We start from the raw sequence: 22748 nt of genomic DNA, 5'->3' as shown, positions 1-22748 counted from the left end.
AATGGGCGCCATTTTGTCAGCGGCGCCAGGGATGCATAGCGGAATACCGGGGAATACACCGGCTAAAACTCAATTCATCTTGGCTACAAGCTTACCTAAGCCATGGCTGGCTTGCCAGCCATGGCGACAAAAATCTCTGTTTCTGTGGCACCGACGATGAGAAATTCATCTCAGTTAAGACTCGAAAGCACAGAGGGATAGCCCCAACCATTGTCTCCTACCTCGACCTGCTCACCGGTAAGGTACTGATACAAGGTCGGTGCCAGTGAGCCGTTATCCAGCGGCCCCAATCTCTGGCCGGGTTTGACCGTCTCGCCCCAGAAACCTATGAAGGCATCTTTTTCCAGATAATGCTCGCCCGCATGACGACCCGGTACCAGGGTGTTGTAGCCAAACCCCTCTTTGGGGAAGAGGTTGATGGTGCCGGCCCTGTCTTCATCATAGAGATGTGCCAGCTGCACCACAGCATCGGGTCTAGGACTCATGGCCGCCAGGCTGCGCCACTGCTCGGCGCTGCAGCCCTTGGCACTCCCCAGGCATAGTTCGAGCAGTTGTTGCTTGGCAGACAGCTGAACATCAGACAACGGCGCCAGATAAGGGTTGCTCTGAGCCAGTGCCAGCAGCTCTGGCGCGCCCTTAGCATCCAGCGCCTGATAACGGATAACGCCCGATTCACGACTGATCATTTCATCGCGGCGCTGCCCGTTTCTGTATCCCACCAAACGCACAGAGCAGCTATCAAGCGTACAATCGCTTTGGCGCACCACCAGATAATCCAGCGATTCCTGCAACTCATCGGCAAGTAGGCTGACCATATCCAGCGCCTTGCCTTCTCTGACCTTAAAACGGGTCAACTCTTGGTACAGGGGTTGCATCTGCCAACCTCGGTCCGAGTTAAAGAAGTCCAGCATATAGTTGCCACCGGCAGTGGAGGCTATCACCAAATCTACCCCATGCAGTGAAGGCGGATTGAGGTTGTTGGTTATCTTGGGGCCTTCCCCTTCATCAGAGGAGATTTTGCTTATCTTGAGCTCGACCCCGCGTTGCTTGAGCGCATCTTGCAGCACCAGTTCGGGGTTAAGGGTGTGATACACAGGTGCCAAACCATGATCGCCGGCCATGCCCCACAGCGTCTGCGGATAGATACCCGCGTCCCGATACACCTTGTCCAGACGGCCGAGCCAGTAATCGAGCCGGTTAAGCTCACCGGTCGGCGCTATGATTTCATCGCTGAACGGCCCCTTGAAATGGGCGAAGTGATCCGGCCAGGGGTTATAAATAAGCAGATAGTCCGGCATTGCCTGCTCACTCAGCAAGGCCAGCTCATTGAGCTGCTCATTGAGCTTGGCCCGCAAGCTCATGCGGGAAAACAGCCGCCAGGCGCCCATCCTGTCGTAGGCCTCGAGTTGCTCTCGAACCGCCGCCACTTTATGTTGCAAGCCCTTCTCGGCTTCGGCGCGCAGCGACAACTCATTGAGACAGCGCTGCTCGCCAAAATCACGGATCACTTCCCCCAGCCCCAGATTGACCAGGGCATCGAAGCTGGTCTGGGCGTTCCAGTCATATTGGGCGTTGCAGTTTAAGGTCTTGAGATAGTTCAGTCGGTCGAACATGGTGCGCATGCCGCGGCTCTCCGCCAGATTTTCGAGCTGCAGAGCATCATTGCCGAAGAAGTAATAGGCCCGGTCACGGGTGCGATCGACAAAGTGAAAATTGGGGATCCCTGTGCCACCCTGGCCGGACACTGCGGCGCCTGTCTTGATAATCGGCAGATTGCGCACACTGATGGTAGGCGTGGAAGAGATACCTCCTGTGGCTATGCCATTTTCACTCCGGCGATAGAGTGACTTGAAAAACGGCAGATAGTACTGGTCGGTGGCGCCATGTTTCACCAACTGACGCAAAAAGTCCTGCTTGGGAGTATGCTGCGGCCGCCCCATGGCTGACGCGGGCGAGAGTTGCAACAAAGCCGCATCCCTGGCTAGTACTTCTTTGAGATAAGGGCCTGAATTGGGTGCAACCAACGCCTGCATCAGTCCCTGGCTCAAGCCATCTACCGTTATCTGCACCGCTCTTGGGCGTTGACTCCAACTTGCCAGAAAATCACTCAGCCCCTTGGGATCTTCCTTGAGACTGGCCTGCATCCAGGCAGAAAAGGACTTGGCCCGCTGCGCCGGTAATGCATATTGGCGATAGGCCTTGAGCACATTGAGACGGACAAAGTCGATAAGGGTAACGGTTATCGCCTGCGCCTTGTTGTTTACCTTGGCGGCATTTTCCGCCTTGCCATCTTCAATAATCAGCTCGAGGGCGCTGCGCATATCCCCCTCGGGCAAACTGCCGACATACTTGCCAATCTCAGTGATGATCAGCGGCTGAATGTCGGCAATCAGCGCCAGATCTTCAGGGCTATCGCCAAGATAGCGGTAATGTTCCGGCAGTTTCTTGCCAAGGGCCCAGTCATCATTGTTGAACAGACGATCATAGACAGTCACCAACATGGCAACCAACTGGCGATTGAGCGTCATGCCCTCGCGTCTGTCATTGGCTTCGGCGGTCGGTTCGGTGTTGTCTTTGACCTGCTCCTCCAGGCTGAACAGCGAATGCTGCCAGGGCGCGATTTGCTCCTTGCCGTATTGGCTCAGCAGATAATCCCGGAACTGATCCCGGTTTTCGGCGCGGCTGTATCTGTCGTAAAAAAGGTAGAGAAAATGCCCAAGGGGGATGCTGTAGAAAGGATCCGACAGCCGGGCTATGACCCTGGTCTTGGTCGGCGCATCGAGCGGCAGCGTTAAAATGTAGGCATCCAGGCTCATACCGGCAACGGAAAATATCGCCAGATCGCGCCCAGTGGTGACACTGAGCTCCAACCCTTTAAACAACTGCTTTTGCAACAGATCGCCGCCGTGATACAAGGGCGCCACCAAAGGCACAGTGTTGATATCGGCCAGCACGCCGTTACTGCCGAGGCTCAAAGCCAAGCCAAAACTCAAGGCAAGAGCCTGTGCTTTGCTCCGCCGGTTAAACAGCCCTTTGACGCGCCCCGCAACGTTTTCCCGGCCCTTGGGCTCCTTTGAGACAGACTCGAGTATCATCACTTCCTTTCCCTGAAACATCTTGATTGCAGCATCTTAAATGAAACGCCTTGATAGTGGGCGAGTTTAGCAAGAGCCGCCAAGATCCCAAAGCCAAGGAATTTGACCCAAATCATCCGGCCTACAAAAAAACAGGCCACCCTAATGGGTGGCCTGGTCACTTTCAGTTACTGACTGACAGCGTTTACTTGTTGACTCTCGCGTGCAGTTCCTGCACTGAGGCAACATTGCTTCTGTCGTCGGCATCATGGGCCATACAGGTTGCAAAAGCCGCATTCATGGTGGTGGTGTAGTTCACCTTGTGCTGCAGCGCGCCGCGGCGCAGCTGTCTGGAATCCTCGATGGCCTGACGACCCTCCGTGGTATTCACTATGTAGGTGTATTCACCGTTCTTGATCCGGTCAAGAATGTGTGGACGACCTTCATGCACCTTGTTCACCAGGCGGGGATTGATACCCGCTTCACCCAGCACCACAGCCGTGCCGTGGGTGGCATCCAGCTCATAGCCGAGTTCAATCAGCTTGGCCGCCAGATCCGAAACCCGCTTCTTGTCGCTGTGACGAACAGACAACAGGGCGCGGCCTGACTTGGGCACATCTTTCACTGAGCCCAGTTGCGCCTTGGCGTAGGCTTCGGCGAAGGTATCACCCACACCCATCACCTCACCGGTAGAGCGCATTTCAGGGCCGAGCAGAGGGTCAACACCCGGGAACTTGTTGAACGGCAGAACCACTTCTTTCACCGAGTAGTAAGGCGGGATCACTTCCTGAGTATGTTGCTGTTCGGCCAGTGAAGTGCCGGCCATTACCCGGGCGGCAATCTTGGCCAGAGGCACACCTGTGGCCTTGGAAACGAAAGGCACTGTGCGGGCGGCGCGCGGATTTACCTCAATCAGGTAAATCACGTCGCTCTTGACCGCAAACTGCACATTCATCAGACCGACAACGCCCAGCTCCAGCGCCAGCTTGCGTACCTGCTCGCGCATCTCGTCCTGAATCGCCTTGGAGAGAGTGTAAGGAGGCAGTGAACAACCTGAGTCACCTGAGTGAACACCGGCCTGCTCAATATGCTCCATGATCCCGCCGATAACCACGTCCTTGCCATCACAAACGGCATCCACGTCTACTTCGGTGGCGTCATCCAGGAAGCGATCCAGCAGTACCGGCGACTCGTTGGATACACTGACGGCTTCGTTGAAGTAACGGCGCAGATCCTGCTCGTCGTAGACGATTTCCATCGCCCGGCCACCCAGAACATAGGAGGGACGAACCACCAGGGGGTAGCCTATACGCTCGGCATCCAGTACCGCCTGCTCCAGGTTGGTCACTGTGCTGTTTTCAGGCTGTTTCAGCCCCAAACGCTCAACCGCTTGTTGGAAGCGCTCACGGTCTTCGGCGCGGTCGATGGCATCCGGGCTGGTCCCTATGATGGGCACACCTGCGGCTTCCAGGGCGCGGGCCAGTTTCAGTGGCGTTTGGCCACCATACTGCACGATAACCCCTTTGGGCTGCTCAACCCGCACGATTTCCAGTACGTCTTCCAGGGTAACAGGTTCAAAGTAGAGTCTGTCAGAGGTGTCATAGTCGGTGGAAACGGTTTCAGGGTTACAGTTAACCATGATGGTTTCATAGCCGTCTTCACGCATCGCCAGCGCTGCGTGCACACAGCAGTAGTCGAACTCGATACCCTGACCGATACGGTTGGGGCCGCCACCTATCACCATGATCTTGTCTTTATCGGACGGATTGGCCTCACACTCTTCCTCGTAGGTGGAGTACATGTAGGCGGTATCCGTGGCGAACTCGGCGGCGCAGGTATCTACCCGCTTGTAGACAGGGAAGAGCTCATACTTGTGACGCAGTTTGCGCACTTCACTTTCAGAAACCCCCAGCAGTGACGCCAGGCGCGCATCGGAGAAACCTTTGCGCTTCAGCTTGCGCAGGAATTCCTGGGAAAGACCGCTCCAGCCACCTTCCTTGACCTTCTCTTCCTGCAGTACCAGATCTTCAATCTGCACCAGGAACCAAGGGTCTATGTTGGTGATGCGGCGAATACCTTCCATGGACATACCGGCGCGGAAAGCATCAGCGATATACCAAGGACGCTCAGGGCCCACATCCTGCAATTCGTAACGTATCTTGGCCAGGGCTTCCGGCTCGTTGATATCCACGATAGGGTCAAAACCTGTCATCCCGGTTTCCAGGCCGCGCAGAGCTTTTTGCATCGACTCCTGGAAGGTACGGCCGATGGCCATCACTTCACCGACAGACTTCATCTGAGTGGTCAGGCGGTCGTTGGAACCGGCAAACTTCTCGAAGTTGAAGCGAGGGATTTTGGTAACTACATAGTCGATAGAGGGCTCGAACGAAGCCGGGGTCAGACCGCCGGTAATGTCGTTCATCAGCTCATCCAGGGTAAAGCCCACCGCCAACTTGGCCGCAACCTTGGCAATCGGGAAACCGGTCGCCTTGGAGGCCAGCGCAGATGAGCGCGATACCCTTGGGTTCATCTCGATGATCACCATGCGACCATCTTTGGGGTTAATACCAAACTGCACGTTGGAGCCACCGGTTTCAACGCCGATTTCCCGAAGCACCGCCATGGAGGCGTTACGCATCAGTTGATATTCTTTGTCAGTCAGGGTCTGGGCCGGTGCCACTGTAATGGAGTCACCTGTGTGCACGCCCATGGGGTCAAAGTTTTCGATGGCGCAGACTATGATGCAGTTGTCGTTGCGATCGCGCACCACTTCCATCTCATACTCTTTCCAGCCAATCAGCGACTCGTCAATCAGCAGCTCATTGGTCGGCGACAAGTCCAGACCCCGGGTACAGATCTCTTCAAACTCTTCGACGTTGTAAGCGATACCGCCGCCGCTGCCGCCCATGGTGAAAGAGGGGCGAATGATGCAGGGGAAGCCCACTTGATCCAGCACCTTGTGTGCATCTTCCATGCTGTGGGCAATACCGGCACGGGGACACTCGAGGCCGATACTCTTCATCGCCTTGTCAAAACGGGCACGGTCTTCGGCCTTGTCGATGGCATCGGCAGTGGCGCCGATCATCTCGACATCAAACTCTTTCAATACGCCTTTGGCTTCCAGTTCCAGGGCACAGTTCAGCGCCGTCTGGCCGCCCATGGTTGGCAGAATCGCATCGGGGCGTTCTTTGGCGATAATGTTGCGCACCACTTCCCAGTGGATAGGCTCGATGTATGTGGCATCGGCCATTTCCGGGTCTGTCATAATGGTTGCAGGGTTGGAGTTCACCAGAATGACCCGGTAACCCTCTTCTCTCAGCGCCTTACAGGCCTGGGCTCCCGAATAGTCAAACTCACAGGCCTGACCGATAACGATTGGGCCGGCACCCAGGATAAGAATACTTTGGATATCAGTACGTTTTGGCATTTTCTTCTATCTTCTCCCGGCGATTACAGCTTGACTTGGTGACGGTATTGCTCAATCAGTTCGATAAAGTGATCGAACAGTGGCGCACAATCGTGCGGCCCTGGACTCGCTTCAGGGTGCCCCTGGAAGCTGAAGGCCGGCTTGTCTGTCAGGTGGATCCCCTGCAGTGAGCCATCAAACAACGACTTGTGAGTCACCTTGATGTTGGCTGGCAGTGTGGCTTCGTCGGCAGCAAAACCATGGTTCTGACTGGTGATCATCACAGTGCCTTTGTCAATATCGCTTACCGGGTGGTTAGCACCGTGGTGACCAAACTTCATCTTCAGCGTCTTGGCACCATTGGCCAGTGCCAGCAGTTGGTGGCCAAGGCAGATGCCGAATACCGGGATATCGGTTTCGAGAATTTGCTGAATCGCCTTGATGGCGTAGTCACATGGCTCCGGGTCACCGGGGCCGTTGGAGAGGAATACCCCATCCGGTGCCATCGCCAGCACTTCACTGGCAGGCGTTTGTGCAGGAACCACAGTCACATCACAGCCTCTGTCTACCAGCATTCGCAGTATGTTCTGCTTCACGCCATAGTCATAAGCCACTACCTTGTACTTGAGTTCTGACTCGGGAGTATCGACCGGCAGGCCGCTCTCCAAACGCCAGGTTCCCTTGCGCCAGGTGTAAGACTTGTCGGTCGTCACTTCCTTGGCCAAGTCCATGCCTTTCAGCCCAGGGAAGGCCTTGGCGGCGGCCAGCGCCTTGTCTACGTCCTGTTCACCCACCAGAATGCAACCGGCCTGAGCGCCCTTCTCCCGCAGAATACGGGTCAGCTTACGGGTGTCGATATCGGCGATACCGACCACCTTGTTGGCTTTGAGGTAATCACTGAGGGATTGTTGGTTACGGAAGTTACTGGCGAGGAGGGGAAGATCACGAATAATAAGACCACAGGCATGAACTGCATCGGATTCTGTGTCTTCATCGTTGGTACCGGTATTACCGATATGTGGGTAGGTTAGAGTTACTATCTGGCGAGAATAAGATGGATCGGTGAGGATTTCTTGATATCCGGTCATCGAAGTGTTAAAAACGACTTCTCCAACTGCAATACCATCGGCACCTATTGCTGTGCCGGAAAATACGCTTCCATCTTCGAGTACGAGTAAGGCAGACTTTGTCAACGCGACCTCCGAGAAAAGAGCCAAGCCACTGAAATATAATATTTTTATCTTTGTTTAAAGTACCAATTTCCGCTAAAATACGAAATTTTGACAAATTCCGAGCATCCTACACGAGAAATGGTAATCCGTCTATAGCTTGGCGGACGAATTCGAAAAAAAACCGCCGATTGGCGGTTTTTTAAATAATGTCACAGGGGTTTCAACCCCAATACCTGTTGCATGTCGTAGAGCCCGGCATCCTGTTCCTGTAGCCAAAGTGCCGCACGCATGGCACCGTTGGCAAAGGTCATTCGGCTGGAAGCCTTGTGGGTGATCTCCAAACGCTCGCCCATATCGGCAAACATGGCGGTATGCTCACCCACCAAGTCGCCCGCCCTGATAGTGGCAAAACCTATGGTGTCGCGCTCACGCTCGCCGGTGATCCCTTCGCGGCCATAAACGGCCACTTTTTCCAGATCCCGCCCCAGCGTGTTGGCAATCACTTCCCCCATCTTCAAGGCGGTACCTGAAGGAGCATCCTTCTTGTGTCTGTGATGACCTTCGATGATCTCTATGTCGGTATAATCACCCATGACTTCCGCAGCCAGTTCCAGCAGCTTCCACATTAGGTTAACCCCAACCGACATATTGGGTGCCAAGACCACAGGCATCTGCTCGGCAAAGGCCTCAATCTGCGCCTTTTGCGCCGAGTTGAAACCTGTAGTGCCTATCACTATCGCCTTATGATGGCGGGCACACCAATCCAGATTGCTGAGGGTGCCTTCCGGGCTGGTGAAATCCACCAACACATCGAAGTCATCGGCAACCTGATCCAGGCTATCGCTGACCCGGACATGGAGACAACCGACTCCGGCCAACTCTCCGGCATCGACTCCCACCAGAGTCGAGCCTGCTCGCTCGATGGCCGCGCCCAGAATGATCCGGCTGGAATGCGCGGCCGCTTCTATCAGGGTACGCCCCATACGGCCGCTGCTTCCGGCAACCGCAACTCTGACATGTCCACTCATAACTTTCTCCACATACAGGCTAAAAAAATCGCCTGAGTCAGACTCAAGCGATTTTGGTATTACAGAATGTCCAGCAATTCCACTTCAAAAACCAGAGTGGAATAAGGCGGGATAGCCGCCCCGGCACCGCGCTCGCCGTAGGCCAGGTGATGCGGTACATACAGCTTGTACTTGGCGCCAACCGGCATCAATTGCAGCGCTTCGGTCCAACCGGCAATCACGCCGGAAACCGGAAATTCGGCAGGCTGACCACGGGTCACTGAACTGTCGAATACTTTACCGTCGATAAAGGTACCGTGATAGTGAGTACGAACATTGGAATCATAGCTTGGCTTCGCGCCTGAGCCTTCGTTGATGATTTCGTACTGCAGACCTGATTCGGTAGTCACCACACCTTCACGCTTGGCGTTTTCAGCCAGGAAAGCGTTGCCTTCGGCAGAAGCGGCTTCGGCAGCCTCTTCCTGAGCCTTCTGCAGACGCTGGCTGATTTCAGAGAAAGCAACCTGCAGATCTTCCAGGGAAACAACACTCTCTTTGCCGTCAAATGCATCGGCCAGACCGGCTTGAACGGCTGGAATATCCAGACCTTCAAAAGAGTTGGCGGCCAGTTGCTCACCCAACTGGCGACCTACGCCGTAGCTGGCTTGTTGTTCAACACTGGTGAACTTATCAGACATAATCAGTTTACTCTCAGTTTATCTGTGAATTTTTCGCGGCACAGTGTAACACTTATCCGGGTCCAAGTGTTGCGCTTATTCGTATCCTTACGGTTTGTTCATTCGCCTGGCCTCAGCCGAAATAAACTGAGGGCCAAGCAAGCCGATTTTCATACACCTCATCTTTGGCAAGAGCGAAACTTACCCTTGCTCGCCTGATAGAGCGGCATCATCTGCGCTTGTAAATCACGCAACTGGGCAATGCGGTTCTCATTGGATGGATGAGTCGATAAGAGCTCCGGCCCCTGACTGCCACCCGCCTTGGCCATGTTTTGCCACAAGGTCACCCCGGCACTGGGATCGAAGCCGGCCCTGGCCATCAGCTCCAGCCCCATCACATCGGCCTCGGACTCCTGCGCCCGGCCATAGGGTAAGATATAGCCCACCTGCACCCCAAGCCCCAGAGCCGCCATATAGAGATCGGCATTGGCTACCTGCCCCATCCCCAATGCAGCACCGGCCAACTGCATGCCGGTATTGCTGAGTTGGGCCCGTGAGGCCTGCTCATTACCGTGCTGCGCCAGCACATGGGCTATCTCATGGCCGATTACCGTTGCCAGTTGGTCTTCATTGTTAGCCACCTTGAGAAGCCCGGTATAGACACCGATATGCCCTCCGGGCAGGGCAAAGGCGTTGACCTGCTCCGAGTCAAACAGCACCCATTGCCAATGTTGCTGCGGCAACAAAGAGGTAATACGCTGCGCCACGCAGGCAACATAGGCACTGGCCGCTTTGTCCTGGCTCTGCTTCTCCTTTGCTTTTATCTGCTCGAAAGAGGCGGTGCCCATCTGGTTTATCTGCTCGGGTGAAAACAGTAGCATCTGCGAGCGCCCAGTGGGCGACTGGGTAGTAGAGCAGCCCGAGAGCAAACCCACAAAGAGTATGGCCAGCAGGCCGAGAATTCGGTTATTCATCTTTTATCTTCCGGTGATAAAGTTTCCCGGGATTTTACCTCAGTGTTACAAGCAAGCACAGCTTGCCGTATCGCCAAAGGATTGACCGACTCAAAAGTCATTTCCGCTCACAGCGAAGACATGAAAAAAGTTGACCTCAAGCCTATCTGGCACGAAACTGGTTAGCAGACTGGGATACGGAAAAACGCCGTTACCCGCTTATAAGTCACTCATTATCATTGGCCTTTTTATAGGATCCAACTCATACAATGCTTGAAGAATTAGCCTTGGGAGGATTGCTGTTCAGTCCTTTGGTTCTCTTCGCACCTCTTGCGCTCGTACTCTGGTTTCTGACCAGACTGGTCCTTCACTGGACCGGGCTGTATGCAAAAATCTGGCGAGTGGCCTGGTTCGAAGTCGCCCTGTTCGTGTGCTATCTGGCACTGATTATCTACCTGTTTGAGAATTGACACTTACCATGGCAAAAGTACTGCGCATCTCCATTACCCTGCTTCTCGTGCTGGCCGCCATAGTGGCCGGATACTGGATTTGGAATCACTACCTCTATTCACCCTGGACCCGTGACGGCCGGGTGCGGGCCGAAGTGATTACGCTCTCGGCCGATGTCTCCGGCTGGGTAACCCAACTGAATGTTAGGGATAACCAGCAAGTCAAAGCCGGCGATCTGCTGTTTCAGGTGGATGATACCCGTTATCAGGCCACCAGTACCGAATTGGCCGCCGAGCTGGAAAACAAACTCTATGCCTGGGAACTGGCCAAACACAAATATGAGCGGCGCAAGAATCTCACCGGCCGCGAGGTGATCAGCGAAGAAGATTTGGAAACGGCACGGATCAACACTGAGTTGGCCAAAGCCAGCTACAACTTGGCAAAGGCCAGACTCGACAGCAGCAAAATAGATCTGCAGCGCACCCAGGTCCACTCCCCCGCCGATGGCACCATAATCAACCTCAGCCTGCGTCAGGGCAACTATGTCAACCAGGGCAAGGCGGTATTGTCTCTGGTTAAACAAGGCTCTTTCTATGTCACAGGTTACTTTGAAGAAACCAAGCTGCCGCTGATAAAGATAGGCCAAAAGGCCAAAATCAGCCTGATGAGTGGTGGCGAGCCGCTCAGGGGCGAAGTAGTTAGCATAGGCAAGGCGATTGCCGACACTAATACCAATGCCAATGGCCAACTGCTGCCGCAAATTCAACAAAGCTTCAACTGGGTCAGGCTGGCACAGAGGATCCCTGTAGATATCAAGCTGGACCCGGCTTCAGAAGAACGTGAACTCAGCGCCGGAATGACGGTTTCCATCCAACTGCAAGCCGAAGAATAACATGGCCCTGTCTCCCACGCTGGCAGTATTCCTGACCCCGGACAAGCGCACACTGATCTTCGCCACCAAAGGGGTGATTGCCATGGCGCTGGCGCTGACGGCGGCGCTCTACCTGGACTTGGAGCGCCCCTACTGGGCGCTGGTGTCGGCGGTATTCCTGCAGATGCGCCCCGAAAGTGGCCTGGTGCTTGAAAAAGGCCTTTGTCAGATAATAGGCACATTGGTAGGCGGGGTTGTCGGCATAGCGATTCTCAGCGGCTTTTACAACGCTCCCGAACTGGCCATCCTCACCCTGACGCTGTGGCTGGGTCTGAACTCGGCGCTGTCGGCCATGGTGCGCCATATCAACTTTGTCTACGCCTTCGCTATGGCGGGGATCACCCCCTGTCTTATTGTGCTCTTGGTAATGGTCAACCCTGCCACCGCCAACAGTGAAACCATCTTCGCCGTCGCCCATTCCAGGGTCAGTGAAATCATAGTCGGCGCCATCTGTGCCACTCTGGTGAGCCAGTTGCTGTGGCCAGTCAGAGTCACCGAAGGGCTGCAGAAACAAACCCGAACAATAGTCAACCAGACGTTGGAATACCTCACGCTGGAGCTGGATCTCAACGGCTCCCATGAAAACCGCCATCAACAGATAGATGCGATTCTCGAATCACTGGCAGAAGCCAGTGACGATGCCAACGCCCTCAGCTACGAGGGGCCGGAAGGCCCTGGACGCAGTCGTGCGGCCAATTTGTTATTCAACAAGGTGTTGTCATTGCTCGCCGTGATCCAGATATTCGGCCGTTTGCAGCGTAACCATGAAGAGTTGATGACAGGCACCCTCTCAGGGCTAATCCGTACCCTGAAAAGCAACTTCAAGGCGATGTCCGAATCGGACGATTTCCATTTCTGTTATGAACTGGCACACAGGCAGAGGCGCGAAATCATTCACTATCGCAACACTCATGCCTGTATCAGCCCACTGGAGTCGCGGCTGCTGAAAACCGCCTCAGAGCTGGCCAGCGATTTGGTGCTGGTGCTGCGGGCTTTCAAGGCGTTGGAGTCACCGGACAAAACGCTGCTCAATGCTCCCGCGATGCAGACCCACAGAGATCCCCTGCTCGGGCTGATCACGGGTGTCAGAACCATGCTGATTTTCCTGATCGGCGCCGGTATCTGGATTGGCACCGCATCCAGCGCAGCACTGATGATAATGACCATGCCGGTGATATTCTCCATCATGATGGCCAGGCTACCCTTACCCCTTTTGAGTATGATCCTGCGGCGGCTGCTGATAGGGGTGATGATTGCCATTCCGGTCGCGATATTTTACGCCCTCGAACTACTGGCCCAGAGCAGCGGTGATATTGAGATCATGTTGTTGGTATTGGCAGGTCCCTTCTTTATTGGCCTGATGGCACTGGCCAATCGTGCCACCCTGCCCTACGGCCTGGGATTTTGCATCCCATTCGCCATTTTGGTCAGCCCCAGCAAAGACATGACCCAGGCCTTTGCCATAGACAGCACCCTGAGCAAAGCGATGGCCATCTTTGTCGGCGTCAGCATCCTCTATTGGCTGTTTAAGCTGGTGACAGAGCCAGGAGTCAAAATGATGCAGCAACGCCTGCTCAACGCCACTCGCAAAGATCTGATTGATATGGTCAAACAGGACAAGCCAGAGGACTGGTTCAATGCCCGCATGGCAGATCGCCTGCTGCGCTTGGCCAATTATGAACGCAGCAGCCAGAGCAGCAACCGAACCCTGACCGACTTAGGCCTTACCGGCCTTAACCTGGGCCATGTTTCGGTGCGCCTGCGCCGCCTGCTGGCCAGCATCAGCGACAGCCAACTCGACGAACTGCTGCAAGACTGGCAGTTGGCACTCGCCAACGCTTTTATCCTCTGTTCCCGCGGCGAAAACCCACCCGAGTTCCGTGCCAGCTGCGAACGCCTCTTGGCCCGGCTGCAAACCGATGGTTTGGCACAGGAGCAATTGGAGATGGTTCAGGGGATGTTTGAGCGCCTGATAATGACCTTTGAGCGCAGCGCTGCCATGATAAGCAATGCCAATGCACCCGCGACCCAAGCTGAGTCTGTGCCAAAGCAAGAGCAAGAGTCTACCTCCGAACAAAAGCCTTAGGTAAAGACCAGAAGCTCAGCGCCAGGAGTCATCAAACCAAATAAAAACTTGCAAACTACTTGACCACTCAAGCAAATACGCAGATACTTGCGCAATCAAGTATTAATAAAGCATTGGTCAAGTTAGTTTCGTTCTGAAGAGGTTTCAGATGACACAACCCATTACGGCAAGTATTGCGCTTGCCATAACCGAGATACACAGCCAACTGCAACGCAGTCTGGCAGGCAGGCTGTCGCTGCACGGCATCAGCTTCAGCGAGTTTTTGGTACTGAGGCAATTGGCAAAGGCCGAGGGCAATAAGCTCAGAAGGATTGACCTGGCCCAGGGCGCCGGACTTAGCGCTTCGGGGATCACCCGCCTGCTTAACCCAATGGAAAAAATTGGTCTGGTAGAAAAGGAAGCCGCCAGCCGGGATGCCAGAGTCAGCCTGGTGGCCCTGACACCGGCGGGCGCTAAGATCTTTGCAGAGGCCGAGGTATCGTTTCAGCAAGTCGCCGATGAGTTTATGTCACGCTTGAGTGAGCAAGAGCAACAACTGTGGCTAAGCCTGCTCCATAAGCTGGGTGCCTGAATACCAGGGCTCTGATTACAATACAGTAGCCCCGAGCACTGCAATTCTAAAAGTGCAAAATAAGCCGCCGGAAAGCCCAAACAGAAGAAACTGAAGAAGCCGCATAAGTATCGAACCTACCGTTAACGCTTCTCCGGGAATAGCCTAAAAAAAACCGATGCCTTGAGCATCGGTTTTTTGTTTCGGCCGAGAGCAAGTTAGCTATTCAGATCCTGAAAGAACTTTTTCACCCCGTCGAAAAAACCTTCGGCCTTGGGGCTATGCTTCTTGGATTCGCCGGTGACTGAGGCTTCGAATTCCCGCAGCAACTCTTTCTGGCGCTCGGACAAATTCACCGGCGTTTCCATCACCACTTTGCAAAGCAGATCGCCAACCGCGTGACTGCGTACCGACTTAACCCCTTTGCCGCGCATGCGGAACATGCGTCCGGTCTGGGTTTCCGCCGGGATCTTCAGGCTTACCTTGCCATCCAGTGTCGGTACTTCCACTTCACCGCCGAGGGCGGCCTTGGCAAAGGAGATAGGCACTTCGCAATAGAGGTTATTGCCGTCACGGACAAATATCGGATGCTCACGCACTGTGACCTGAACATAAAGATCACCCGCCGGAGCGCCAAATTCACCGGCTTCACCTTCACCGGCCAGACGGATACGGTCACCGGTATCGACACCGGCCGGAATTTTCACCGACAGTGTCTTGCTCTTCTCTATGCGGCCATCGCCATGACACTTGCTGCAAGGCTCTTTGATGATCTTGCCGCGGCCATGACAGGTAGGACAAGGCTGCTGCACGGCGAAAAAGCCCTGACGCATCTGTACCTGACCGGCACCATGACAGGTACCACAAGTCGTAGCCGAGGTACCCTTCTTGGCCCCTGAGCCATCACACACGTCACAGCTTGCCAGAGTTGGGATACGCAGCTCTTTGGTCAAGCCACGAACCGCTTCTTCCAGCGACAGTTCCAGGTTGTAACGCAGATCTGAACCACGGGCAGCTTGACGATGCCCGCCACGACGACCACCACCGAAGATATCCCCGAACACATCGCCAAAGATATCACCGAAATCGGCGCCGCCGCCAAAGCCACCGCCGCCACGGTTGGGGTCAACCCCGGCATGACCAAACTGGTCATAGGCAGCTTTTTTGTCTTCGTCGGTCAGGATCTCATAGGCTTCTTTGACTTCTTTAAAGCTGGCCTCGGCCGCCTTATCGCCCGGGTTGCGGTCAGGGTGATACTTCATCGCCAGGCGCTTATAGGCCTTCTTGATCTCCCGCTCGCTGGCGTCGCGACCGACGCCCAATACTTCGTAATAATCTCGCTTTGACATAATCTCACGCTTTCCAAGCTGGATTCACACAAGCGGGCGTTAGGGTTGCCCCGTAACGCCCGCCGGAATTAATCGAGTGTTACCACCCAATTACTTCTTGTCGTCTTTAACCTCTTCGAACTCGGCATCGACAACGTCATCGGCCTGGGCATTGCTGCTCTGGGCTTCGCCTTGACCTTGGGCTTGTTGTGCCTTGGCCTGAGCGATTTCCATCAGCTTGGCAGAAGCTTCGATCAGCTCTTGAGTCGCCTTGTCGATGGCTTCTTTGTCGTTACCCTTGGCGGCAGTTTCTACAGCGGCCATAGCGGTTTCGATCTTGGCCTTGTCGTCTGCTGCCAGAGCGTCACCGGCTTCTTCCACCTGTTTCTTGGTGGCGTGTACCAGACCATCAGCCTGGTTGCGAGCGCTGACCAGCTCTTCAAACTTCTTGTCTTCCTCGGCGTGAGCCTCGGCGTCGCGAACCATTTTCTCGACTTCATCATCAGACAGACCGGAAGAGGCCTTGATGGTGATGTTCTGCTCTTTGCCTGTCTTCTTGTCTTTGGCAGACACGTGCAGAATACCGTCGGCGTCGATGTCGAAAGTCACTTCAATCTGTGGCATGCCGCGTGGAGCAGGCTCAATACCTTCCAAGTTGAACTGACCCAGTGACTTGTTGGCGCTGGCTTGCTTACGCTCACCCTGCAGCACGTGAATGGTCACTGCGCTCTGGTTGTCGTCTGCTGTAGAGAAGGTCTGCTGTGCCTTGGTAGGAATAGTGGTGTTCTTCTCAATCAGCTTGGTCATTACGCTGCCCATGGTTTCAATACCCAGAGACAGAGGCGTTACGTCCAGCAGCAGTACGTCTTTCACGTCACCGGCCAGTACACCACCTTGAATCGCAGCACCTACGGCTACCGCTTCATCAGGGTTCACGTCTTTACGTGGTTCCTTGCCGAAGAAGTTGGTTACCGCTTCCTGAACCTTAGGCATACGGGTTTGACCGCCCACCAGGATCACTTCATTGATGTCAGACACTGACAGGTCGGCATCGGCCAGAGCCACTTTCAGAGGCTCCAGTGAGCGCTGGATCAGGTCTTCAACCAGAGATTCCAGTTTGGCACGGGTGATCTTAACCACCAAGTGCTTGGGACCTGTCGCATCAGCAGTGATGTAAGGCAGGTTCACCTCGGTCTGAGTGGTGCTGGACAGCTCAATCTTGGCCTTCTCGGCAGCTTCTTTCAGACGCTGCATCGCCAGAGGGTCGTTACGCAGATCCAGACCTTGCTCTTTCTTGAATTCGTCAGCCAAGTAGTTGATCAGACGGTTGTCGAAGTCTTCACCACCCAGGTGAGTATCACCGTTGGTTGCCAGTACTTCGAAAGTCTGGTCGCCATCGTTGCTGTCGATTTCGATGATGGAGATATCGAAAGTACCGCCACCCAGGTCATATACAGCAACAATGTTGTCGCCCTGCTTCTTGTCGATACCATAGGCCAGTGCCGCAGCAGTTGGCTCGTTGATGATACGTTTTACTTCCAGACCCGCGATACGGCCGGCATCTTTGGTGGCCTGACGCTGAGAGTCGTTGAAGTAAGCAGGTACTGTGATTACCGCTTCAGTCACTGGCTCACCCAGGAAATCTTCAGCAGTCTTCTTCATTTTTTTCAGTACTTCGGCAGACACCTGAGGTGGTGCCATTTTCTTGCCATGGCTTTCAACCCAAGCGTCGCCGTTGTCGGCCTTGATGATCTTGAAAGGCATGATGCTGACGTCGCGCTGAACTTCATCGTCAGTGAAGCGACGGCCAATCAAACGCTTGATGGCAAAGAAAGTGTTGGCTGGGTTGGTCACTGCCTGACGTTTTGCAGGTGAACCAACCAGTGTCTCGTCTTCAGTGAAGGCGATGATAGAAGGTGTAGTACGATCGCCTTCGGCATTCTCCAATACGCGAGCCTTGTCACCATCGAGGACAGCTACACAAGAGTTTGTTGTGCCTAAGTCGATACCAATAATTTTACCCATGAGGTCCTCCGAAAAATCTTTTCTTTCGAACTGAATATGTTTATCTGATTTCAGATATGGGGGTAAACTCGCTGTTTTCAAGCCCGTTGTAGATGGCCCCCAATCTTGCCTTACCCCCTATATAGGGGCGTAAAATTGCTTTACAAGGGCCAGGAAGAAAAAAATGGATCTTTTGCTCAATCTTTTTACACATCGCCGCGCCGGGATCTTTTTTTCTTCACCGACGCTGAATAAAATGATGTCTATTCCGGAGGTGGCCAGCCTGGCCGCCAAATAGCTGTACTGGCAGAGAAGTCTAGAGTGAGAAAATCCCAGCTGGCCCTGATCTACGGGATGGCCGCCGTATTCCTATGGTCCACAGTGGCGACCGCCTTTAAAATCGCCCTTGGCTTCTTCTCGCCGTTGCAACTGGTGTTTGTTGCCGTCATCACTTCGTCCGTCTGCCTGGGGCTTATTCTTGCCTGGCAGGGAAAACTCAAATTATTAAAGCAACAGTTTTGCGCCCGCCCCTGGTTTTACCTGCAAACAGGGTTACTGAACCCCTTTCTTTATTATCTGGTGCTGTTCAAGGCCTATGATCTGCTGCCAGCGCAGCAGGCGCTGTCGCTGAACTACACCTGGGCGGTGCTGCTGCCGCTGTTGGCAGCCCCCATGTTGCAGCAAAAACTACAGGGCAGTGACATGCTGGCGGCCGTCACAGGTTACTTTGGAGTATTGGTGATAGCCACCGGTGGCAATCTGTTGTCAATGGACTTTGCAAACCCCTTTGGCATACTGCTGGCACTCTCCAGCACCCTGCTATGGTGCCTATATTGGATCATTAATACCAAAGACAAGGGCGATGCCATTGTCAGCCTGATGCTGAGTTTTTTGGTGAGCCTGCCGCTGATAACCATCACCTTGCTGACAACCGAAAGCCTACCCTCTTTGCATTGGCAAGCCCTCGGTGCCGGTGTCTATGTCGGCCTGTTTGAAATGGGAGTCACCTTTGTGCTCTGGTTGATGGCACTGAGAACCACAGAGCGAGCCGCCAGCATCACCAATCTGGTGTTTCTGACGCCACTCCTGTCCATGGTGTTTATTGCGCTGATATTGAAAGAAACCATCACACTGGCGACTCTGGTAGGCATGGGGCTTATCCTGTCAGCCCTCTTGATACAAAAAGTACTGAAACCCAAGGCGCCGAAAGTGAACATTGTTTGATGGGGAACTGACTCTGAGAACAAACCGCATTTGATTGAAACTGTTGTTGAAGCAGCGTTTAACAAAAAGGCCAAGGTATCAAAACCTTGGCCTTTTTGCTGGCAGGCGATACGGGAAATTGTGTCGCTTGAATCTATCTCCAGCTCATCTTGACCTTTCCCCCTACAAAAAGCCACGGGCAAAAGAGAAAAAGATAGTTCAGTCATCAAGGCTATCTGCCTGAAACTATTTCTATGCTGCCCTAAGCCATGTCTATCACTGCGCGACAAAGATCAATTTACTGGTATCAAAACCGCGTTCGGCCGACATCTGAATAAATTTGTCCATTACCTCAGGCTCAACAACCGCCGTTCGCGACAGTAACCACAGGTAATCGGTATCTGGCCCGGAAACGAAGGCATAACTGTAGTTTTCTCTATCCAATTCAAAGACCACATAAGAGCCGTAAAAGGGACCGAAAAATGAAACTTTCAGATAAGCGTCGGTATCACTTTTAACAAAGTACGCCTTGCCTTCAGCCTCTTTCCACTCGCCGTCAGCCTCTGAGTAGCCCCGGTTGAGCACAGAAACGCCACCATCACTTCTCATCTTATACTCGGCCGTAACCTGCGTGAGGCCTCGCTCAAATGAATGGTCGAGGCGAGCCACCTCATACCACTTGCCCAAATAGTTGTTCAGTTCAAACCCTGATACAGGTTTGACCGAATCTGGCATACCCAGGCAACCACTGAGCAAAGCCGCAAACACAACCAATAAAATTCTTCTCATGATGCCTCCCATTTACTCATAGTTCTGTCAGCTCTAATCATTCAACTCCTGCGTACTCAGAAAGAAATCAACTTCACAGGGTGCCATAGAATGACCATAGTAAGGTTGAATGATGACCCCATCCGCGGTGAGTCGCCATTTCACCGTCGCCCAGTTGTCCCGGGATTCGAAGTACTCACATTCAGCTTGTAGCTTATTGTTATTCGCATACTTCTCTTTCAACAAGGAGTAATAGTCCAACTTGGGGAAGCGTTCCGTTAGGTTATGCAACTGCGCCAGTTTGCTGAGATCAAAATTCAACATCTGCTCACCATACTCAGGATGTGGCCCACCACAAGAAATCTGGTACTGAATAACGACACTAAAATACTCATCAGAGACCAGGCTTATTTGAGGTTCGTATGATGCCTCTTCACATTGCAGAAAATTCGAGACGTAATCCCGGTGCAATTTTGCCAGCAGCGGATTTAAAAATGCTTGCTGGGCTTGAGTAAACCCTTTGCCGAGCCGGTAAAAAGCAAAGTTGCTGTGATCTTCTTTGATTAGCTCAATGGTTTGCTTAGCAAACTGTTTTTCCCCGACCAGGGTAAACTTCATATGCTCAGCCCGATAATCGGCAAGGCTTTGCTCAACCGGCGTCAGATGCACAGGCAAAACCCTTTGTTTATTCTGCCAGGTGCCTTGCAGGTTCCCCCCTACCAAGCGAAGCTCGAACAGTTCCAGCTTCTGCTCTTTCGAACTGTAACGCTGATAAAAGGTATACCCCTCCCGCTCCAGAGGGATCTCCTTCAAGTAACGGGTATACATATAAGTGCTCACGGCATCATCCTGGATGCTAAGCATAATGGAATACTTGCCCAAGGTGCCTTTGTAGGTTTGCGCCTGTATCGGCATGACCAAGCCAAAGCAAACGACAATCCCGATGATGACTCTTTTAAGCATTAATAATTTACCTAATCCAAAGCTGTTAAATTAAATTCAGGAGAGCCGTTTCCCTCTGTAGTGCAAACGAGGAAACCGGTTGCAAGCTCATGGTAAGCGCATACTAACAGGCACCAAAAACCAATAAGCATCCATGCCGCAGCTTATTAGGCTGTTTGAATATAGATCAAGTTGGAGTGTCCACTTCATCCCAATCACTATTCTCAAAGCCGATTAGCCAATTAAGGGCATAATGGCGCTCAAGCACAACTCCTCGGTCGATATCTGGGGAAATATCTGCCCCGTCAATGCCGGCCTGACGGCATAACCAATGAAGCCGATAATGCAGGTCCAAACAGTCCAGCACTTCATCGACCGCCCGTAACTCAACCCTGTCTTCCCAAGAGCTGGAATCGAGCATCAGCCTGGCAATTTCAGGCACGTCACAAATGGAATCCGGAAATGGCAGTTCAGGCAAAATACCCAATACCCATAGCAATAGCGCCGCAGCCTCATATCGCCAAACAAACTGCACTACCAGGCTTTCATCAGGGTTATCATCAAGGTGTTCAGCCTTTAAAAACGCCTCTTCTGCGGGGCTTAGAGCCACAAAGCCACTTGGAATACGTTCCTTCAGCATCTCTATATCGAGCGGGTCTCCCGTTGCTATAGACTCAGCTCGGACGGCGACAACAAATAGTGACATTGCACGAAGAACAATCTCGCTAACAGGCCTAAGGCTTATTTCATGCTCACAAGGTAAAGGAGGAGTTGGAGGAACATTTAAATGCCTTGCTTTAAGCAGAGCTTCTGTTTGATGCTTGCGGCTATAGCTTGCGTCCAGGAATGGAATGAATGCCGCCTCATCGGCCTGACGTCCATCAGGGTAAAATAGGACATGGCCATTTGGATCTCGGACAGTTCCATCTGGGAGGAATAAGATCGAATTCGACTCCAATGCCCACGTAGACAAATCGTCCAAATGAGCCTCTTCCAGATCGAAGCTAAACTGATGATTTACCCTCTGTATATGACGCAGAAGATGATATTTTATTTTAGTCATCTCACTACCTCCTCTTTCGAGGATATAGCTGTGAAACCCATTAAGGTGGTTTGTCAATTCTGGGTCACTTAAACCACGCCTGTTATTCAACACATGTGGAAAAGAGATATCTATAGGATTAAGGTGCGTGGAATACGCGTTTACTAAAATACTCATTTAAACTCCATTTCAATCAAAGGCATTGCCGGGTGCAACCAGTCACCATATAAAAATATCGCCTAAAGTTTCGGGGGATTATCACTCCCGGCTTGTTTAATATAAATCTATAAAATTAAAATAATTATTCAAGTGACAATTATGCCTGAGTCAATCTTGATTCTTGATTAGCGCAGTCAAATGCATGACTAAAAAGCCACCGGCCATATTGTATACATCCAAAATAATCTCAGCCTTGATTTAACTCTGATGTCATTCGTTCCTTATTGGGTTTCCAAGCATAAAATCCACCTCTTACAATCCACTCTACCTCCATGCAGAAGTTGAAATCCAGAGGAAGTTAAACCCAAATGACGCTGCCGACCGTATAGAAAAGTTATTCGCCAGCAGCATAAGCTGCATTTCCACATAATCGAAGGGCTGATACCTTCACCATGAGCGCAAGGCTGTTTTGTCGACATGTCGTTTTTTAGAAATTAATCCATCTCATTTAATTCATAACTCTTACTAACAACTAATACCAGAAAAGCCAAAACACTCACCCAAAATCCAATAAACCCACAAATTTCATTACTGTTAACCAGTGGATGCCAACTTGCTCGTTTCTAGGGTTTCCCTACATTAGACAGGAAAACCAGAGTTGAGCGCCTCGCTACCTGAGCACTTCCTAATATTGATACTTTCGAACTAATCCATATAAGAAGCTAGCGCAACCACGCCAAAATAAAGCTCCAACATAAAGTATAAAAGCATCAATTTTGAACGCCCTTTCTTTAATAGCATTATGAGCATCAGCAAGGTGACTATGATATATGCAACGGCAACTAACATTCTATCTCTGTATGTCTGTAAAAATTGATAACAAACTATCTTAACGTCTACTCTCTTTTCCCAATAGACAATTTCAATTCCCTTAAGTTCATAACCTTGTCAATAGTAGCTGCCTATGCTGTTAATGCACATAATATCAGAGCTTAC

The 22748-nt window shown here is 52.6% G+C and carries 16 protein-coding genes; 5 read left to right on the top strand and 11 right to left on the bottom strand.

Annotated features, from left to right (window positions below; translation table 11 throughout):
- Positions 1–170 precede the first annotated feature (170 nt).
- From E1N14_RS05605 to E1N14_RS05580, 6 genes are all read right to left on the bottom strand, one after another.
- The gene (locus tag E1N14_RS05605; RefSeq protein ID WP_025009923.1) at positions 171–3116 is read right to left on the bottom strand and encodes an alkaline phosphatase family protein; all 2946 of its coding nucleotides are present in this window, start codon (positions 3114–3116) and stop codon (positions 171–173) included.
- 163 nt (positions 3117–3279) lie between these two features.
- Positions 3280–6501 carry a carbamoyl-phosphate synthase large subunit gene (carB, locus tag E1N14_RS05600; protein WP_062793363.1) on the bottom strand — a complete coding sequence of 1074 codons (3222 nt, stop codon included), beginning with the start codon at positions 6499–6501 and terminating at the stop codon, positions 3280–3282.
- 23 nt (positions 6502–6524) lie between these two features.
- Positions 6525–7673 (bottom strand): glutamine-hydrolyzing carbamoyl-phosphate synthase small subunit, encoded by a 1149-nt coding sequence (gene carA / locus E1N14_RS05595; protein WP_025009922.1) that lies wholly within the window; start codon positions 7671–7673, stop codon positions 6525–6527.
- A gap of 188 nt (positions 7674–7861) precedes the next feature.
- A complete protein-coding gene (gene dapB / locus E1N14_RS05590; protein ID WP_025009921.1) occupies positions 7862–8680 on the bottom strand; it encodes a 4-hydroxy-tetrahydrodipicolinate reductase in 819 nt (272 codons plus the stop codon).
- A gap of 59 nt (positions 8681–8739) precedes the next feature.
- Complete coding sequence (locus tag E1N14_RS05585; protein ID WP_044733924.1) at positions 8740–9357, bottom strand: BamJ family beta-barrel-assembly machinery protein; 618 nt, start codon at positions 9355–9357, stop codon at positions 8740–8742.
- Between the two features lie 158 nt (positions 9358–9515).
- The gene (locus E1N14_RS05580) at positions 9516–10310 is read right to left on the bottom strand and encodes a M48 family metallopeptidase (RefSeq protein WP_062793362.1); all 795 of its coding nucleotides are present in this window, start codon (positions 10308–10310) and stop codon (positions 9516–9518) included.
- 248 nt (positions 10311–10558) lie between these two features.
- Between E1N14_RS05580 and E1N14_RS05575 the strand changes: the two genes are divergently transcribed.
- From E1N14_RS05575 to E1N14_RS05560, 4 genes are all read left to right on the top strand, one after another.
- The gene (locus E1N14_RS05575; RefSeq protein ID WP_025009920.1) at positions 10559–10759 is read left to right on the top strand and encodes a DUF1656 domain-containing protein; all 201 of its coding nucleotides are present in this window, start codon (positions 10559–10561) and stop codon (positions 10757–10759) included.
- Between the two features lie 8 nt (positions 10760–10767).
- Positions 10768–11631 (top strand): efflux RND transporter periplasmic adaptor subunit, encoded by an 864-nt coding sequence (locus E1N14_RS05570; RefSeq protein ID WP_025009919.1) that lies wholly within the window; start codon positions 10768–10770, stop codon positions 11629–11631.
- A gap of 7 nt (positions 11632–11638) precedes the next feature.
- Positions 11639–13756: an FUSC family protein gene (locus E1N14_RS05565; protein ID WP_025009918.1), complete on the top strand. Its 2118-nt coding sequence runs from the start codon at positions 11639–11641 to the stop codon at positions 13754–13756.
- 148 nt (positions 13757–13904) lie between these two features.
- Positions 13905–14327 (top strand): MarR family winged helix-turn-helix transcriptional regulator, encoded by a 423-nt coding sequence (locus E1N14_RS05560; protein ID WP_037436687.1) that lies wholly within the window; start codon positions 13905–13907, stop codon positions 14325–14327.
- Between the two features lie 197 nt (positions 14328–14524).
- Here the strand turns inward: E1N14_RS05560 and dnaJ are convergent, their stop codons facing one another.
- On the bottom strand, positions 14525–15655 hold the full coding sequence (gene dnaJ / locus E1N14_RS05555) for a molecular chaperone DnaJ (RefSeq protein ID WP_025009916.1): 1131 nt from the start codon (positions 15653–15655) through the stop codon (positions 14525–14527).
- 90 nt (positions 15656–15745) lie between these two features.
- A complete protein-coding gene (dnaK, locus tag E1N14_RS05550; RefSeq protein ID WP_025009915.1) occupies positions 15746–17659 on the bottom strand; it encodes a molecular chaperone DnaK in 1914 nt (637 codons plus the stop codon).
- Between the two features lie 300 nt (positions 17660–17959).
- Here dnaK and E1N14_RS05545 point away from each other — a divergent pair, with 300 nt between their 5' ends.
- Entirely contained in the window at positions 17960–18862 is a 903-nt protein-coding gene (locus E1N14_RS05545) for a DMT family transporter (RefSeq protein ID WP_025009914.1), read from the top strand.
- 255 nt (positions 18863–19117) lie between these two features.
- Here the strand turns inward: E1N14_RS05545 and E1N14_RS05540 are convergent, their stop codons facing one another.
- The 3 genes from E1N14_RS05540 to E1N14_RS05530 form a co-directional block, all read right to left on the bottom strand.
- Positions 19118–19630, bottom strand: coding sequence for a lipocalin family protein (locus E1N14_RS05540; RefSeq protein ID WP_025009913.1), 513 nt, complete (start codon positions 19628–19630; stop codon positions 19118–19120).
- A gap of 33 nt (positions 19631–19663) precedes the next feature.
- Positions 19664–20572: a hypothetical protein gene (locus E1N14_RS05535; protein WP_025009912.1), complete on the bottom strand. Its 909-nt coding sequence runs from the start codon at positions 20570–20572 to the stop codon at positions 19664–19666.
- Between the two features lie 166 nt (positions 20573–20738).
- Positions 20739–21770, bottom strand: a complete 1032-nt coding sequence (locus E1N14_RS05530; protein WP_025009911.1) for a DUF4272 domain-containing protein — start codon at positions 21768–21770, stop codon at positions 20739–20741.
- Between the last annotated feature and the right edge of the window lie 978 nt (positions 21771–22748).

Source organism: Shewanella algae (genome assembly GCF_009183365.2).
Taxonomy (GTDB): domain Bacteria; phylum Pseudomonadota; class Gammaproteobacteria; order Enterobacterales; family Shewanellaceae; genus Shewanella; species Shewanella algae.
The sequence above is the reverse complement of the archived record's forward strand: the minus strand, read 5'-3'. Positions and strand labels throughout refer to the sequence as shown.

Excerpts from the sequence above, each read along its gene's own strand:
- dnaJ (WP_025009916.1), bottom strand. The coding sequence starts at position 15,655 with ATGTCAAAGCGAGATTATTACGAAGTATTGGGCGTCGGTCGCGACGCC.
- carB (WP_062793363.1), bottom strand. The coding sequence starts at position 6,501 with ATGCCAAAACGTACTGATATCCAAAGTATTCTTATCCTGGGTGCCGGC.
- E1N14_RS05575 (WP_025009920.1), top strand. The coding sequence starts at position 10,559 with ATGCTTGAAGAATTAGCCTTGGGAGGATTGCTGTTCAGTCCTTTGGTT.
- E1N14_RS05570 (WP_025009919.1), top strand. The coding sequence starts at position 10,768 with ATGGCAAAAGTACTGCGCATCTCCATTACCCTGCTTCTCGTGCTGGCC.
- dapB (WP_025009921.1), bottom strand. The coding sequence starts at position 8,680 with ATGAGTGGACATGTCAGAGTTGCGGTTGCCGGAAGCAGCGGCCGTATG.
- E1N14_RS05560 (WP_037436687.1), top strand. The coding sequence starts at position 13,905 with ATGACACAACCCATTACGGCAAGTATTGCGCTTGCCATAACCGAGATA.
- E1N14_RS05585 (WP_044733924.1), bottom strand. The coding sequence starts at position 9,357 with ATGTCTGATAAGTTCACCAGTGTTGAACAACAAGCCAGCTACGGCGTA.
- dnaK (WP_025009915.1), bottom strand. The coding sequence starts at position 17,659 with ATGGGTAAAATTATTGGTATCGACTTAGGCACAACAAACTCTTGTGTA.
- E1N14_RS05530 (WP_025009911.1), bottom strand. The coding sequence starts at position 21,770 with ATGAGTATTTTAGTAAACGCGTATTCCACGCACCTTAATCCTATAGAT.
- E1N14_RS05580 (WP_062793362.1), bottom strand. The coding sequence starts at position 10,310 with ATGAATAACCGAATTCTCGGCCTGCTGGCCATACTCTTTGTGGGTTTG.
- E1N14_RS05540 (WP_025009913.1), bottom strand. The coding sequence starts at position 19,630 with ATGAGAAGAATTTTATTGGTTGTGTTTGCGGCTTTGCTCAGTGGTTGC.
- E1N14_RS05605 (WP_025009923.1), bottom strand. The coding sequence starts at position 3,116 with ATGTTTCAGGGAAAGGAAGTGATGATACTCGAGTCTGTCTCAAAGGAG.
- E1N14_RS05535 (WP_025009912.1), bottom strand. The coding sequence starts at position 20,572 with ATGCTTAAAAGAGTCATCATCGGGATTGTCGTTTGCTTTGGCTTGGTC.